We start from the raw sequence: 15,201 nt of genomic DNA on the forward strand, positions 1-15,201 counted from the left end.
GTCGTCTTCCTGTAATTCAGCCACAGGTGCGGCTATAGCTCTTATCGTTTGAATTGACCGAAAATCCAAGCAGGGCCACGTTGATGCCAAAGGTGTTGCTGGATTGTACGGTATCGGATGTGGAGAAGCGGCGCGAGAGCGAAAGTTCGACCTGCACGCATTCGTTACGATACTGCAGTCCGAGGCCCGCGCGGGCCGATTTTCCGGCCACGGCGTCATAGCGCCAGTCGACCAGTCCGGTCCAATGGCGCGAGAAACGGTAGCTGCTGTCCAAGGTCCATTCCGAGATGCGCTCGTCGCGCGCTTCTTCGGGATCTCTTGCCAGCCAAATGTAGCTGGCATCCACCATCAGCATCGGATTGCTCCAGCCCAGACGGGCGGCCGCCTTGTTGAGGGTACCGCCCGAATCCAGCAGGCCACGGGCAGAGGCCACCAAGCCGTTTTGATTGTTGAACTGACCCGCGATCAGCAGATCTGAGGTCTTGCCGGACAGGCCGGATGTTTCAGAAAAATCACCTTGGGACTGATCGCGGAACACTTGGCCAAAGGTGAAATGCCCTTCCCAGCCCTCTGAAGTAACGCGCGACCAGTTCACACCGAGAGCCGCAGCCGAGCCGCGTTCGCGCCGGTCATAAGACGGGAAGCGAGACAGGGCGAGCAGGTTGCCTTCGTCAAATTCCGCGCGGGTGCTTTCATCATTGGCGATGTCGAGATCGCTGCCACCGGTCCAGCCGATCTGTGCAAGAGGTTCCAGCAGATAGGTTGCCCCGTCGGTGCCGCGTTTGACCAACGGATAGCGCAGGTTCACGGCGACTGTGGGGGTGAAGCCGCTGTCAAATGAACTGAAATTGGAATCGTTCAGTGTTTTGTAAGCGTCAAAGGCCAACCCACCGGTTGCTCCTACGCGCAGGCCACCCGCCATCGTCCAATTGCGCAGCCATTCAACAGACGCGTTGGTGCGCGCCACATCGCGGCCGTCATCACCATCCGCACCTGAATCCCGTTGGTGGGAATGCGCCTCAAGCCGGGTGCGCAGCTCGCCGCCAATAAGGTTTGGGAAATAGCGGCGCTCGGTTTCGGCCTGAAACACCAGCGTGGGCAGGGTGTTGTTGTCTTCGTCATCGCGCAGCGAGCGGAAGTGGTACACGCCAAAGCTGGTGTTTTCGTAGCGAGAGGCGCGCTGCACCTTCACGCTGCTGTTGAGGCGGTCGAGATCTGAATAGTCGTAGTCAGAGAGATAAGCATCATCTGATACGGCTTTGATATCAAAGGTAAGTTTGTAGTCTCTTTGCAGCTGGAAGAGTCCATTAGCAAAGGCGTACCCACGAGTTTCTCCGGGGCGCAGGTCGTCATCAGAAATCGCACCATCAACCTGAAATCCGCCATTTTCAAACGCTTGCCGATAGCTGAACTCCAGCGTGCGGGATTCGGTGGAGATATAAGGCGTGAGCGTGATGTCTTTGTCTTCGCCGATCGGGAAAAAGTAAGGCAGCTTCACCCCGTTGCCGAGCAGCGACGTGCGTGTGAATTGCGGAAACAGAAAGCCTTTGCTGCGTTTCAGCGTTGGATCGGGCATCCGCAGGTAGGGGAAATAGAACACGGGCACATCGCGGACGAGAAAGCTCGCCTGCTCAAAATACACCTGCCGCTCTTGCTGATCGTGAATCACCCGTTTGGCACGGATTTGCCAAAGCGGGGCTTCGCCGGTTTCGCAGATCCGACAGGATGAAACTGTCGTTTTGGTCAGGACGTTGTAGCGGCCCTCAACGCGATTGAGCTGTTGGGCGGCCATTTGCACCTGATCGGCAAGCACAAGGCGCGCGCTGCGGATCAGGCCTGAACGGAAATCGGCATCAAGCTCGGCAGAGTCGGCAACAATGGAAATCTCATCCCCATCACTGATCCGGATGGGGCCAATAAGGCTGATCTCGCCGGTCTCGTTATTATAGGTGACCTCGCGGGCTTGCAGACGGGTGTTGCCGGAGACGGCTTCGACATTGCCGCGCGCTTTGAGGATATTCTGGCCGACCAATTCCACGCTGTCGGCAATCAGCACCACATTTTGCGGCGCCTCTTGGGCGGTGTTTGAACCTGCCGCCGATGCAGGGGCGGATTGCGCGTAAGTGTGCGGAGCAAAAGCGCAAGTCAGTGCAGTGGCCGCCATCAGGCGGAAGAGGAGCTTCGTCATCCGTCCTCCATATGCAACAACAGCCCCAGTGCCAATAAGACACTTGCAGAAGGTGGCGCCCAGGCTGCGAGGAGCACCGGGATCTGACCATTCTCTCCAAGGATCTGGGCGAAGTTGCGGATGAAATAGAGGCTAAAGCCAACAAGGATGGCAAACAGAACGGCGACGCCGGTGTTGCCAAAGCGGGTGTGGCGCATGGTGAAAGCGGAGCCAACCAGAACCATGGCCATCAGGAACAGAGGCTGGGCCAGCTCCATGTGCAGCCAAACGGTGTGGCGGCGCGATGAAAACCCTGCTTCGTCGAGCTCTTTGATAAATTGGGGCAAAAGCCAAACGGATATCGCAGAGGGGCTGCCGAAACGGTCGCGGATGCGGTCGGGCGTGAGATTGCTGGCCAGGTGGAGCGTTTCGTGATGCACGGCCTCGGCACCTTCGGTGACGCTGCGGTTGAGGTTCCAGACGCGGGCGTTGGTGAGTTCCCAGCCTTCCTCAAGCAGGCGCGCGGTCTCTGCTTCGATGCGCGATTGCGGCCCGCCGTTGTCGGCGTATGTGATGACGCTGAGGTTGATGAACTGGCTTGCATCCGCATTGGTGCGGTCGGCGTGAATGACCGCGTGGCCCTCCGGCCCGCCTTGGCGCAGCCAGATGCCTTCCTCGGTCAATGAGAGCGCCTCCCCGCCATTGTTGCGCAGGGCGTCGCTTTGCTTTTCGTATTCCAGAGAGGTTGTTGCGACCAACGGGTTGAGAACTGTCACCGCAAGCAGCCCCAGCAACATGGCCACAACAACAGGTGAGAGTACCGCGACGATCCCGGATCTGCCTGCGGCGCGCACAACCACCAGCTCTGAGCTGCGGGCCAAGCCGATGAACAGGGCCACGGTTGCCAGAATGACAATCAAAGGCAGGAGTTGGTAAAGCCCCTGTGGCGCGCGCAGTAGCGTAAGGCCGAGCACGCGATAAAACCCAACCTCATCCACATCAAAGCGGCGGAGTTGTTCCATCATGTCCAAAAGCATGGTCAGCACGAAGAAGACGGTCAGGATGCTGAGGAACATCCAGAGGAATTTGCGCGCGAAATAGAGGTGCGTGGTCATGCGGTTGCCCTCCGCAGGCGCAGAGGATTGGATGCGAAATAGAGCAAGCCAAAGGCCACAAAGAAGCCGAGGGCCGCGGGCAGATAAAGCAGCGGCCAGAGGTCCGGCGCATCCTGAACAGGGTCGGACACCACATTTTTAAGCGCTTCGAGCACAACAAGGATGGCGAAGGCTGACAGGATCTGCCGCCAGACCCCAAAGCGGCTAAAACTGCCGATGATCAGCATCCCAAAGCCGATCAAGGCAAAGACGATACACATGACCGGTTGAGTAAAGCGGGCGTGGAATTCTTCGGTGACTTTCCCAAGGCTTTCTCCGGTCTCAGCAGACACAGAGGCAAGGGCGCCAAAAACATCCCAGGTTGGCATGAAGTCGATAGAGCCGCGGGAGGCGACATCCGGGTCAACAAGGGCGCTGATGTCATAGGAGAAGTCAGCGAAGTTGGTGGTCATCAGGCGGTCCGTGCCGGTGGGGTTGAGCTGCATGAGGCCGTCGACCATCACCAGTTTGGGGCCGCTTTCGTCCTGTACCAGATAGGCCTCCGCAGCCGTGTGGACCGTAGAACTGCCGGGGTTGCGGCTGTCAGCCATCAGCACGTCTCTGAGCACACCATCGGAGGTGATTTCGCGGATGTAGAAAGTGACCCCGTCAATGGGATGCAAAAAAGTGCCATCCGTCAAAAGGCGTGCGGTGACATTTTCGCTGATCTCGGACTGTCTCTGGCTCAGCTCTTTGGTGGAGCCAGGCACAAGAAAATGGGTCAGGGCGCTCATCATCAAAGCAGTGATTAGACCAAAGATGGCCACGGGACGGGCCAGACGCCACGGGCTGAAGCCGGTGGCCTGCATGACGGTCAGTTCGCTTTCATTGGATAGGCGGTTGGTGACATAGACCGTGCCCGCGAAAACCGCGATTGGCAGCACGCGCCGGATCACATTTGGCAAGGTCAGTACCGAAAGTTCCAGAAAAACAGCCACGTTCTGGCCGCTGGCGATCAGCTGGTCAAACAGTGACACAGCCTGATTGACCCAATAGACCGACACAAGGATCAGTGCGAAGAAGCCAAACAGGGTTAGGAACTGCGACAGGATGTATCTGTCGAATCTGCTCACGCCGTGGACTCCCTCAAGTGCCTATTCTTTCGGCGCAGTTTAGTGGAATTGATTGCGCGGTGAAACTGCAATCTGGCGATGGCTACTGGTCAAGCCAGATCGGGCGCGCTAGGTGTTTGGCATCAGTAAAACGGAGACACCAGAATGCGCCCTGTGCAGTTTGCTTTTGAAGAAACCCAATTGGACGAAATTGCAAAGGCAGAGGGGCGGATCGCGATTTTTGTGCCTCAGGAGGGTAACCTCGATCAGGGCGCGCGTCGGATCAACCGGCTGACCCGTGGCGCGATTGAGCGTCTGCGTGAAGAAAAGGGTGAGAAAGCCTCAAATGGCGATCTGATCAGCCTCGCGTTTCCGGCTGGTTTGGCCGCAGAAGCCGTTGATGTTGTGGTGCTGCCGCGCCGTTGCAGCGTGGAAGAGGCGCGCAAGGCCGGAGCCGCGCTTGGTAAGGCGCGTGGCAAAGCGGCGCTGACCGTGCTGGCTGGCACCCATCCCAAAGCGGCGCAGATCGCTTTTGGCATCGCAATGCGTGACTACGGTTTTGATGACCACAAAACCGCAGAGGCCAAGGATGATGCGCGCGCGGTGCGCATGATGGTGAGCAAGCCTGACGATGTTGAGGCCGCCGCCAGCCCCTTGTTGGCCGTGGCAGATGGGGCGTTTTTCACACGTGACCTGACCAATGAGCCCGCCAATGTGCTGACCACCACCGAATTTGCCGACCGTCTGGTGGCGCTGAAGGACATTGGCCTTGAGGTTGAGGTGCTGGAAGAGGACCAACTCAAGGAATTGGGCATGGGCGCGCTTCTCTCCGTTGGAGAAGGCTCTGAAAGCCCCTCCAAAGTTGTTGTGATGCAATGGAAAGGCGGCGACGCCAAGGCCGCGCCATTGGCGCTGGTTGGCAAAGGTGTGGTGTTTGATACGGGTGGCATTTCGCTCAAACCGGCGGCCGGCATGGAAGACATGACCATGGACATGGGCGGCGCAGGTGTTGTGGCCGGCACCATGAAAGCGCTGGCGTTGCGCAAGGCAAAGGCCAATGTGGTCGGCCTTGTCGGCCTCGTGGAAAACATGCCGTCTGGCCGCGCGACCCGTCCGGGGGATGTGGTGACCTCTATGAAGGGCGACACCATTGAGGTGATCAACACAGATGCTGAGGGGCGTTTGGTGCTGTGCGATGTAATGCACTATGCGCAAGAGCGTTTCAAACCGGCGGGTATGATTGATTTGGCCACTTTGACGGGTGCGATCATCATCGGTCTTGGCCATGAAAACGCGGGCGTTTTCTCCAACGATGACATGCTCTGCAACGCCTTCCTGAAAGCGGCGGATGCGGAAGGTGAAGGCGCGTGGCGGATGCCGCTGGGCAAAGGCTATGCCAAACAGCTGAAATCGCGGATTGCAGACGTGAAAAACGTTGGTGGCCGCCCAGCGGGGTCGATCACAGCGGCGGAATTCCTGCAGCGCTTTGTGCAGGAAGACATGCCGTGGATTCACCTCGATATCGCGGGCGTTGCCAGCGTGAAATCGGAAACCGCGCTTGCACCTGCTGGTGCAACCGGCTGGGGCGTGAGCGCGCTGAGCCGGTTGGTGGCGGACAACTTCGAGGTGTAAGCCCTTGGGCGCGGCCTATTTTTATCACCTGACACAAGCGCCGCTTGATACCACGCTGCCGCGTCTTCTGGAGAAGGCGCGGGGCGCGGGTTGGGCCATTGCTGTGCGGGGGGTGGACCCGGGCCGCATGGAATGGCTGGATCAAAAGCTCTGGCTTTTGGGCGATGAGAGCTTTCTGGCGCATGGGCTGGCAGGTGGACCTTATGACAGGTTGCAGCCCATCTTGCTGACGACATCTTCGGACAAGCCAAATGCGGCGGCATGCATCATGTCAGTGGATGGCGCGGCGGTGAGCGCGGAAGAGGTCAACACAACTGAGCGGGTCTGTATCCTGTTTGACGGGCATGACCCGGAGGCCGTTCAACATGCCCGGGGGCAGTGGAAAGCGCTGACCGATGCGGGTTGCGCGGCGCAATACTGGTCTGAAGAGACGGGTGTTTGGCAGAAGAAGGCGGAAAGCGGCGGGAACTAAGATCCCAGGCTTACCGCGTTAGAATCAAACGGTTTCCGGCGATTGTGATCTGCGCATAGCGCTGCAGATAGGACATGCCGAGCAGCGACTGCGGCATTTCGCCTTCGTTCACCGTGGCGCGCACGTCGCGGTCTGTAAAATCTCCCAGAGAAATTTCCTCGATCCAGACAGGTGCAATGCGGACTTCGCCGTTTGCGGTCATGGCGCGGCCCCAATAGGCGAGGTTGTCCGGATCAAGCCCGGCGCGGCGGGCATCTGCTTTGGACAGCACGATTTCAGATGCGCCGGTATCCACCACAAAGTCAATATTGGCACCGTTGAGGCGCAGCGTGGCGTAGTAGTGGCCATCGTTGCTGCGCGGGATTTCGATGCGGCTGCCGTCATCCAGCACGGTTTGCATGGGGCGCACCGTGGAGCGGATGTCTTCCCACATGCCAGCCACCGCAATGGCCCCCAGAAATATCAGCACCCATATGGCCGCGTTACGCAGGGTCTGGCCAAGCGCAAGGCGGCCCGATGAAATGTACCACATCAGAACCATCACCAGTAGCAGGCTCAGATATGCGAGGTGGCCGATCTCAAATTCGCTCATGATGCGGATGTCCCAGATGCGCTTTGCTAGCCAACAAGCCCAAAATCTTTGAGGCCATCAAGGATAAACTGCACGGCAAGCGCTGCGAGCAGCATGCCGAGAAGGCGGGTGATCACGGTGATGCCGGTGCGGCCAAGCAGGCGTTCCAGATAACCTGCGGTGAGGAACAGACAGAACACAATTGCCAGAACCAGAAGCGCAACACCAAGCACCGCGAGGGTGGCCTGTACGCCGGTGTCCTGACCTGCGAGCAGGATCACAGAGGTGATCGCGCCGGGGCCTGCCAGCAGCGGAATGGCCAGCGGGAAGATCGAAGGATCCGGGTAGTCTTCCTCAGCTTCTTCGGCCTGATCTTCGCGCCGTTTGGTGCGGCGTTCAAAGAGCATGTCGAAAGCTGTTACAAAAAGCAGGATTCCACCCGCAATCCGGAACGCGGGCATGGAGATGCCAATGCCGTTCAGCACAGCTTCGCCAAGGAAGCCGAAGAGCGACAGGATCACAAAGGCCGTGACGCAGGAACGGATGGCGATTGTGCGCCGTTCGCGCGCGGGCACGCCTTGGGTCAGCGACACATAGATCGGAAAAAGTCCAATCGGGTCGATGATCACAAAAAGCGTCACAAAGGCCGTGATAAAGGCTGCGCTGTCCATGGTGGTTGGGTTTTCCTTTTAGTGATGGAGCAAAGGCTAAGGTCAGCCTTCGGCTTTTTCCAGCTTTTCCAGCGCTTTCATCCAAAGATCTTCGGCGCGGTCCTGGGCATCGCGGACTTCGGCATATTTCTTTTGCCAGACTTCCATCTCGCCAAGTTTCTCGCCCTCATAGAAAGCCGGGTCCGCCAGTTTGGTTGCCAGCTTGTCCGCCATCTCGTTGAGTTTTTCGACCCGCTGCTCTGACTTTCGCACCTCGGCGCGCAGAGCCAGAATCTCGTCGCGGCTGGCTTTTTTGGCCACGGGTTTGGCTTTTGGTTTTTCACTGGCCGGTTTGTCAGAGGTGAGCAGCAGTTTGCGGTAGGCCTGAAGGTCATCCTCATAGGGCTTCACCGTGCCATCTTTGACCAGCCAGAGGCGATCGGCCACCAAGGTGAGCAGGTGCATGTCGTGGCTGACCAGAATGACCGCGCCGGTATAGGCGGTGAGGGCCTCAACGAGGGCCTCGCGGCTCTCGATGTCGAGGTGGTTGGTCGGTTCGTCGAGGATCAGAAGATGCGGCGCATCCAAGGTGGCAAGCAGCAGCGATAGACGCGCCTTTTGGCCACCTGACAAGCGGCCCACTTCGGTCTCCGCCTGTGCGGCACCCAGGCCAAATCCAGCAAGTCGCGCACGCAGGCGCGCCTGACCTTCCGCCGGACGCTCGCGCATCAGGTGCTGGATGGGTGTTTCGTTCACGTAAAGCTCATCAACCTGATGCTGCGCAAAGAAGCCGATGCGCAGCTTGGATGAGGTGGTGAATTTGCCTCCCATCGGCTCAAGTCGGCTGGACAATAATTTCGCGAGAGTCGACTTACCCTGACCATTTTTGCCCAGAAGTGCGATGCGGTCATCCTGATCTATGCGCAAATTCAGGTTTTTGAGCACAACCGTTTCGCCGTAGCCTGTCGATCCACCTTCAATCGCGATGATGGGCGGGGACAGCTCTTCAGGCTTGGGAAAGGTGAAGACCACACGTGCTGCATCTTCAGGCGCGGTGATCGGAGTCATCTTTTCCAGCATTTTCACGCGGCTTTGCGCCTGTTTGGCCTTGGACGCCTTTGCCTTGAAGCGGTCCACAAAGGCTTGCAGGTGCTCGCGCTGCGCTTGCTGCTTTTTGGCGGCAGCGGCCTGAACAGCGCGCTGTTCGGCGCGTTGGCGGGCGAATTGATCATAGGGGCCGGTGTAATAAGCCAGCTTGCGTTCATCCAAATGCAGGATTGCGCCGACGGAGCGGTTCAGAAGCTCGCGGTCGTGCGAGATGATCAGAACGGTGTGCGGATATTTGACCAGATAGTTCTCCAGCCACAGCGCGCCTTCGAGATCGAGATAGTTGGTCGGCTCGTCAAGCAGCAGGTAATCAGGCTGCGAAAAGAGCACAGCCGCCAAGGCCACGCGCATGCGCCAGCCGCCGGAGTAGTCAGAACACGGGCGCAGTTGATCTTCGTGATCAAAGCCAAGCCCCTTGAGGATGGAGGCGGCACGGGCCTCTGCACTCCAAGCGTCAATGTCGCTGAGGCGGGTTTGAATTTCGGCAATGCGGTCTGAGTCGGTGGCGGTTTCTGATTCAGCCAGCAAGGCTGCGCGCTCAGTGTCGGCCGCCAACACGGTGTCGATCAGTGATACCTCATTTGAGGGCACCTCCTGCGCCACGCCGCCGATACGGGCGCGCTGGGGCAGGGTGATGCTGCCACCTTCCAGAGACAACTCGCTGCGGATCAGGCGGAAAAGGGTGGTTTTTCCGGCACCGTTGCGGCCGATCAAACCCACTTTGTGGCCGGTGGGAATGGTCGCAGAGGCGCCTTCAAACAGCGGGCGGCCTTCGACGGAATAGGAGATGTCAGAGATCTTAAGCATGACGCGGGTTTGGCGCAGTATTACGGCGGCGTCAATCATCGCTTTTCAAGTCGTTAATCGCGTGCTATCGGAGCGACAATTCGAATGCGGGGCGGGCGTGGTGCTGGCCCCAATCTTATATGGAGAAAAGAGACATGGCTCTGGAACGCACCTTCTCGATCATCAAGCCTGATGCCACCCGCCGCAACCTGACCGGCGCAATCAACGCCAAGTTCGAAGAAGCTGGCCTGCGCATCGTGGCGCAAAAGCGCATTCACCTGACCAAAGAGCAGGCAGGTGTGTTCTACGCGGTGCACGCAGAGCGTCCTTTCTACGACGAACTGTGCGAATTCATGGCATCTGCGCCAATCGTGGCACAGGTTCTGGAAGGTGAAGGCGCAATCGCGAAAAACCGCGAAGTGATGGGCGCAACCAACCCAGCAGACGCAGCACCAGGCACCATCCGCGCCGAGTTCGCTGAATCCGTTGGCGAAAACTCCGTACACGGTTCTGACGCACCAGAAACCGCAGCGGTAGAAATCGCATACTTCTTCTCCGGTCTGGAGCTGGTGGGCTAAGCATTGCCCCGGGGGGAGATTATCGCCACTATGAATTTACGGATGGGTCGCGGGAATGCCGCGGCCCATTTTTTGTTCTGAGAGGGTGCTGATGGACGTTTGGAAAACAAAGGCGCGGGAAACGGTTTTTGAGGCTGCGCCTTATGTGAAGGTTGCCAAAGAAACGGTGGAGCTGCCCGATGGGCGGTTGATCGACGATTTCTACCAATTGGAGCTGCGGTCGTTTGCGCTGGTTGTACCGGTTATGGACGACGGCAGCGTGATGATGTTGCGGCAATACAAACATGGGCCGCGCAAAGTGTCTGTCACTTTTCCGGCGGGTTTCATTGATCCGGGTGAGGGGCCGGAGGCAGCAGCACAGCGCGAGCTGATGGAGGAAACCGGTTTGGCGGTTGGCACGCTGACCCCGATGGGCAGCTATGTCGACAATGCCAATCAGAAAGGATGCGAAGGCCACTACTTTCTTGCGCGGGGATGTCGTCGGGTTGCCAAGCCGGATGCCGGTGATCTGGAGGAAATGCAGGAAGAGCTTTGGACGATAGAAGAGCTGGATCGCGCCATGTTGAACGGTGATCTGGCGGTCACGCACCATGTGGCGGCCTGGGGCATGGCGCGCCTTCGGCTCTAGCGTTTTTCGATCACGCCAATTTTGTTGAGCATGTCTTCGAGTTCTGAGCGCCCCTTGTCATGGGCGCGCGCCTTGAGCGCGTCAAAGCGTTTGCGCAGGGCGTCTTTCTCTTTGCCTTTGCAATCGTTCCAAGGACGGCCTTGCAGCCCCATCACCAGGACATAGTAACCGATGAAATGAGGCTTGGTTCCGGTCTTCAGGAGACGCGCGTAAGTTTCATCGGCCCCCAGCGCCCTCAGCTCTTCAGCGGTGTGAATACCGGCGCGGGCGCAGGCTTCTTCGTAGGCCGGGCCGAGGTTGCGGATGGAGGAAATCGGGTCTGACATGGCCCAACCATAAGGTGGGACCAAATCGTGAACAAGAGGGGATGTTAGATCATCGCCCAGTCAGTGAACTTTGCATCCGCGTTTGGCGCGGGCTTTGCTGCAGAAGCAGGGCTTTGCGGCTGTTGTGCGTTCTGTGAGGGGTGCTGTGATTCAGGTTTTGATGTGGCCATGATCCTGCTCCTTTTGATCTGAGTGTCTGATCTCTTTTGGTGTGCCTGTGATCCAACTTTGGGCACAGGCGTGAGGTGTCTCCTAACATTGCGCTGTAATGTGCGGCCGGAAGGCTTGCTTTGAGGCAAATTCATGCCCTTTCAGGTGGATTTGAGTAAACTTTGGGCGCGCTTTGCGTGTTTGATAAGAAGGTTCGCGGTCTAAGCCAGTTTGCAACTCTGCGCGATTGGCAAGCGGGTGTTGGGGCTTCACATCGAGGTAGGTGATCTTTTCCTTGATGAGTCCGTTTTCAAAGACGAGCACATCCAAGGCCGGGAGCGTGAGCGAGGTCTCAGAATTTGTTTGCCGCCGTGGATCGCACGGTGCGACGGTTTTGGCATCAACCGTCAGGTCGTGTTTGAGAACCGCATAGTGTGCTCCGGAGAGAATGGTTTTGCGGCCGGTTTGCTTTGGCGGAGCTGCGGCATAGAGCGCGGCGAGTAAGGCGTTCAGGCTGTCGTTGTCCTGCGCGGGATTGATGCCAGCAGCGACCAGACGAAAGGCGGTGTCCTCGGGCTGGAGCGCGACAAGCGCGTCCATGTCGTGGCTTGCCCAACTTGAACCGTAGGTGGCCAGCAATGTGGCGAGATCCTGTTTGGCTGCGGCACTGGCCGAGAGCGTGGAGAGTGTGGCGGCAAGAGCGAGGGTTGCCGGAAGCGTGAAGAAGGCACTTGGGGCTGTCTTGGACATGTCGCAATTCCTTTCGCGCAAAGAAGCGGTTGCGCCGAGATGCTCATGTGCCAAGGGCTTTTAGCTGGCTCTCATTGAGGTGCGGCAATGGGCGCGGTGTATCTCCATGATAGGAACAGGCCGCGCTGCATCTGAATGTTGACTTCGGTCATGCAGACGACAGTTTCGGACAGGCGAGCCGATAGTGCGCGCCAAGTTTGGCCGCGACTGTTTTGGCCAAGACGGTGCAGTGCAACGTCTTGCAGGCCATGTTTGCTGAGGCTTGGACGCCTTAGAGCTTCACGATTTTGATCGCGGATCCTTTGGCGGCGAGGGCAACTTCGCCTGTGCAGAGACGCAGGGCGTCTGCACCAAAGACCTCATGCCGCCAGCCATGCAGCGCGGCAACATCGCGCCCGCCGGAGGCCAGAGTATCCAGATCAGCGGAAGTCGCGATCAGCTTTGGCGCCACACCGGAGCTTTCGGTTTTGGCTTTCAGAAGCACGCGGAGAAGATCAGCCAATGCCGGGTTGACCTGTTGCTTGTCGTCACGTTTGGGCAGACGTGGCATCTCATCAGACGGGCAGGATACCCCCGCTTTGACAGCGGCGAGAATGCCATCGGCAATATCACCCTTGCGCGCTTCGCGCAGCAGAAGGCGGGAGCGGCCCAGATCCTGCATATTACCGGGTTTGGTTGAGGCCAGCTCTACCAGTGCGTCGTCTTTGAACACGCGGTTGCGTGGCACGTTGCGCTCCTGCGCATAAGCCTCGCGGAACTTTGCAAGCTCGCGCACGATCGCAAGGAATTTGGGCGAGGTGGTGCGGGTTTTGACCCGTTTCCACGCATTTTCCGGATCGATGATGTAGGTCTCCGGACGGGTGAGCATCTGGATCTCTTCTTCCACCCAATGGGCGCGGCCGGTCTCTTTGAGCTTGGCAGCAAGGAATTCGTAGATTTTGCGTAGATGGGTCACATCTGCCAGCGCGTAGGTTTTCTGCGCTTCGGTCAGCGGACGGCGGGACCAGTCGGTGAAGCGGGAGCTTTTGTCCAAGCCCTGCTTTGCAATCTTGCGCACGAGGGTCTCATACCCAACCTGCTCGCCAAAGCCGCAGACCATGGCCGCAACCTGCGTGTCAAACAGCGGGTTCGGGAATACACCAGCCTCAACAAAGAAGATCTCAAGGTCCTGACGCGCGGCGTGGAAGACCTTGACCACAGAAGTATCGCGGAAGAGCTCATAGAGCGGCTCAAGCGAGATACCGTCCACCAATGGGTCGACCAGAACCGCCTTGTCCTCTTCGTCACCGGGCATGTCGCTGGGCACAGCGAGCTGAACGAGACACAGCTTGGAGTAGTAGGTGCGTTCCCGCAGAAACTCGGTGTCGATGGTAACGTAGGGGGCTTTGCGCGCCATTTCGCAGAACTGCGCAAGCTCTTCAGTGGTGGCGATGGTCTTCATAGGTGGCGTATCTTCTTCGTCCGTATTGCCGTGCTCTTCTAACCAGCACTAAGCAGAAACATAGGGGAAAGCAATTCACCAACCCTTAAAGCGTGAAGGGTGTGGTATTTCCGGCGGCGAAACGGCGCAGAGCGGCGGGATAAAGCCGGTGCTCCTGTACCAAAACGCGTTCCGCGAGAGTTTCCGGGGTGTCGTCAGGCAAGACCGGCACACGTGCCTGGCCCAGAATGGGGCCGTCATCCAGCAGAGGCGTGACCATATGCACGGTGCAGCCATGCTCCGCATCACCCGCTTCGAGCGCGCGCGCATGGGTGTGCAAGCCTTTGTATTTGGGCAGCAGGGACGGATGAATGTTCAGCATACGGCCTTCCCAAGGGGCGACAAAGCCTTCTGTGAGCACACGCATAAATCCGGCCAGACAAAGGATGTCCGGTTGGACCTTATCAAGCTCTGCCTGAAGCGCTGCCTCAAAGGCAGGGCGGTCGCCCTTAAACGGGCGGTGGTCCACCGAGACGGTTGGCACACCCATGGCCGACGCTTTGGCGAGACCGCCAGCATCAGCGCTATTGGCAAGCACCAGAACCGGCTCTGCCTCATGGCCGGGTTCGACCATGTCCTCCAGCAGGCGGACCATATTGGACCCGCCGCCGGAGATAAAAATCGCAACGCGTTTTTTCACAGAAGCGATCCGCTGTAGGTGACGCCTTCGCCTTTGGTCACGGTGCCAAGGGTGTAGACAGTTTCACCTTGCTCTCGCAGAAGCGCTGCAAGTGCATCGGCCTGATCCGCTTCCACAGATAGGATCATGCCGACGCCGCAGTTGAAGGTCTTGAGCAGCTCAGCTTCGTCCATGCCGCCGGTTTTGGCGAGCCATTGGAACACAGGAGGCAGCTCCCAGCTGGAGAGGTCAATCGCACCGGCCAGACCTTCTGGCAGCACACGGGGCAGGTTTTCGGTGAGGCCGCCGCCGGTGATATGGGCCAGAGCATGCACGCCACCTGCGCGCACGGCGGCCAGCGCCTGTTTCACATAAAGACGTGTCGGAGCGAGCAGGGCCGCGCCGAGGGTCTGGCTTGCGTCCCATGGGCAGGTGTCATCCCAGCCAAGGCCGGAAACTTCAACAAGCTTGCGTACAAGGCTGTAGCCGTTGGAGTGCACGCCATTGGAGCCAAGCCCCAGAAGCACGTCGCCCTCTTTTACGCCGGCAGGCAGGTCTGCGCCGCGTTCCATCGCGCCAACAGAGAAGCCCGCAAGGTCAAAATCGCCCGCTTCATACATGCCGGGCATTTCTGCGGTTTCGCCGCCGATCAGAGCGCAGCCGGACTGGAAGCAGCCTTCTGCGATGCCTTCGATGATACGTGCGGCGGTTTCGGTTTCGAGTTTGCCGGTGGCAAAATAGTCGAGGAAGAACAGAGGTTCAGCGCCCTGACACACCAGATCGTTCACGCACATGGCCACCAGATCAATGCCTACGCCGTCAACATTGCCGGTGTCGATGGCAATGCGCAGCTTGGTGCCCACACCATCGGTGGCTGCGACTAGGATCGGATCAGTGTAGCCTGCGTCTTTGAGATCAAAGAGCGCGCCAAAGCCACCAAGGCCCGCCATCACGCCGGAACGTGTTGTACGTTTGGCAGCAGGCTTGATGCGCTCCACCAGCGCGTTGCCTGCGTCGATGTCCACACCTGCATCTGCGTAGGTGATGCCGTTTTTGCCGTCGCTCATGGGGCGTGTCCT

At 58.6% G+C, this 15,201-nt stretch carries 15 protein-coding genes; 4 read left to right on the forward strand and 11 right to left on the reverse strand.

Features of this window, described 5'->3' with window-relative positions; genetic code table 11:
- Positions 1-16: 16 nt before the first annotated feature.
- The 3 genes from lptD to lptF are packed head-to-tail and all read right to left on the reverse strand — an operon-like array spanning position 17 to position 4,394.
- Positions 17-2,188: an LPS assembly protein LptD gene (gene lptD, locus J7400_RS09790; protein WP_247738729.1), complete on the reverse strand. Its 2,172-nt coding sequence runs from the start codon at positions 2,186-2,188 to the stop codon at positions 17-19.
- Positions 2,185-3,282 (reverse strand): LPS export ABC transporter permease LptG, encoded by a 1,098-nt coding sequence (gene lptG, locus J7400_RS09795; RefSeq protein ID WP_209062598.1) that lies wholly within the window; start codon positions 3,280-3,282, stop codon positions 2,185-2,187. The genes lptD and lptG overlap by 4 nt, the downstream gene beginning before the upstream one ends.
- The gene (gene lptF, locus J7400_RS09800; RefSeq protein WP_209062601.1) at positions 3,279-4,394 is read right to left on the reverse strand and encodes an LPS export ABC transporter permease LptF; all 1,116 of its coding nucleotides are present in this window, start codon (positions 4,392-4,394) and stop codon (positions 3,279-3,281) included. The genes lptG and lptF overlap by 4 nt, the downstream gene beginning before the upstream one ends.
- 144 nt (positions 4,395-4,538) lie before the next feature.
- On the opposite strand from lptF, the gene J7400_RS09805 reads away from it, so the two are divergent.
- Together J7400_RS09805 and J7400_RS09810 are read left to right on the forward strand one after the other, a co-directional pair.
- Complete coding sequence (locus J7400_RS09805) at positions 4,539-6,005, forward strand: leucyl aminopeptidase (RefSeq protein WP_209062603.1); 1,467 nt, start codon at positions 4,539-4,541, stop codon at positions 6,003-6,005.
- 4 nt (positions 6,006-6,009) lie between these two features.
- A complete protein-coding gene (locus J7400_RS09810) occupies positions 6,010-6,477 on the forward strand; it encodes a DNA polymerase III subunit chi (protein WP_209062606.1) in 468 nt (155 codons plus the stop codon).
- Between the two features lie 10 nt (positions 6,478-6,487).
- Here the strand turns inward: J7400_RS09810 and J7400_RS09815 are convergent, their stop codons facing one another.
- From J7400_RS09815 to J7400_RS09825, 3 genes are read right to left on the reverse strand one after another with little or no spacing between them, the layout of a single operon-like run.
- Complete coding sequence (locus tag J7400_RS09815; protein WP_209062608.1) at positions 6,488-7,069, reverse strand: TIGR02281 family clan AA aspartic protease; 582 nt, start codon at positions 7,067-7,069, stop codon at positions 6,488-6,490.
- 26 nt (positions 7,070-7,095) lie between these two features.
- On the reverse strand, positions 7,096-7,719 hold the full coding sequence (locus J7400_RS09820; RefSeq protein ID WP_209062609.1) for a MarC family protein: 624 nt from the start codon (positions 7,717-7,719) through the stop codon (positions 7,096-7,098).
- Positions 7,720-7,761: 42 nt separating this feature from the next.
- Entirely contained in the window at positions 7,762-9,612 is a 1,851-nt protein-coding gene (locus J7400_RS09825; protein ID WP_209063039.1) for an ATP-binding cassette domain-containing protein, read from the reverse strand.
- Between the two features lie 134 nt (positions 9,613-9,746).
- Between J7400_RS09825 and ndk the strand changes: the two genes are divergently transcribed.
- Positions 9,747-10,169 carry a nucleoside-diphosphate kinase gene (gene ndk / locus J7400_RS09830; RefSeq protein WP_209062611.1) on the forward strand — a complete coding sequence of 141 codons (423 nt, stop codon included), beginning with the start codon at positions 9,747-9,749 and terminating at the stop codon, positions 10,167-10,169.
- 91 nt (positions 10,170-10,260) lie between these two features.
- Positions 10,261-10,797 (forward strand): NUDIX hydrolase, encoded by a 537-nt coding sequence (locus J7400_RS09835; protein ID WP_280637997.1) that lies wholly within the window; start codon positions 10,261-10,263, stop codon positions 10,795-10,797.
- Here J7400_RS09835 and J7400_RS09840 read toward each other — a convergent pair.
- The 5 genes from J7400_RS09840 to purM form a co-directional block, all read right to left on the reverse strand.
- The gene (locus J7400_RS09840; protein ID WP_209062617.1) at positions 10,794-11,123 is read right to left on the reverse strand and encodes a TfoX/Sxy family DNA transformation protein; all 330 of its coding nucleotides are present in this window, start codon (positions 11,121-11,123) and stop codon (positions 10,794-10,796) included. The two genes, J7400_RS09835 and J7400_RS09840, sit on opposite strands and share 4 nt — an antisense overlap.
- Before the next feature lie 252 nt (positions 11,124-11,375).
- Positions 11,376-12,023, reverse strand: a complete 648-nt coding sequence (locus J7400_RS09845; RefSeq protein ID WP_209062619.1) for a hypothetical protein — start codon at positions 12,021-12,023, stop codon at positions 11,376-11,378.
- Between the two features lie 271 nt (positions 12,024-12,294).
- A complete protein-coding gene (gene rnd, locus J7400_RS09850) occupies positions 12,295-13,464 on the reverse strand; it encodes a ribonuclease D (protein WP_209062621.1) in 1,170 nt (389 codons plus the stop codon).
- An 85-nt stretch (positions 13,465-13,549) separates the two neighbouring features.
- The gene (gene purN, locus J7400_RS09855; RefSeq protein WP_209062623.1) at positions 13,550-14,143 is read right to left on the reverse strand and encodes a phosphoribosylglycinamide formyltransferase; all 594 of its coding nucleotides are present in this window, start codon (positions 14,141-14,143) and stop codon (positions 13,550-13,552) included.
- The gene (gene purM / locus J7400_RS09860) at positions 14,140-15,189 is read right to left on the reverse strand and encodes a phosphoribosylformylglycinamidine cyclo-ligase (RefSeq protein WP_209062625.1); all 1,050 of its coding nucleotides are present in this window, start codon (positions 15,187-15,189) and stop codon (positions 14,140-14,142) included. The genes purN and purM overlap by 4 nt, the downstream gene beginning before the upstream one ends.
- Positions 15,190-15,201 lie beyond the last annotated feature (12 nt).

It is taken from the genome of Shimia sp. R9_2 (assembly GCF_017743735.1).
Lineage (GTDB): Bacteria > Pseudomonadota > Alphaproteobacteria > Rhodobacterales > Rhodobacteraceae > Shimia.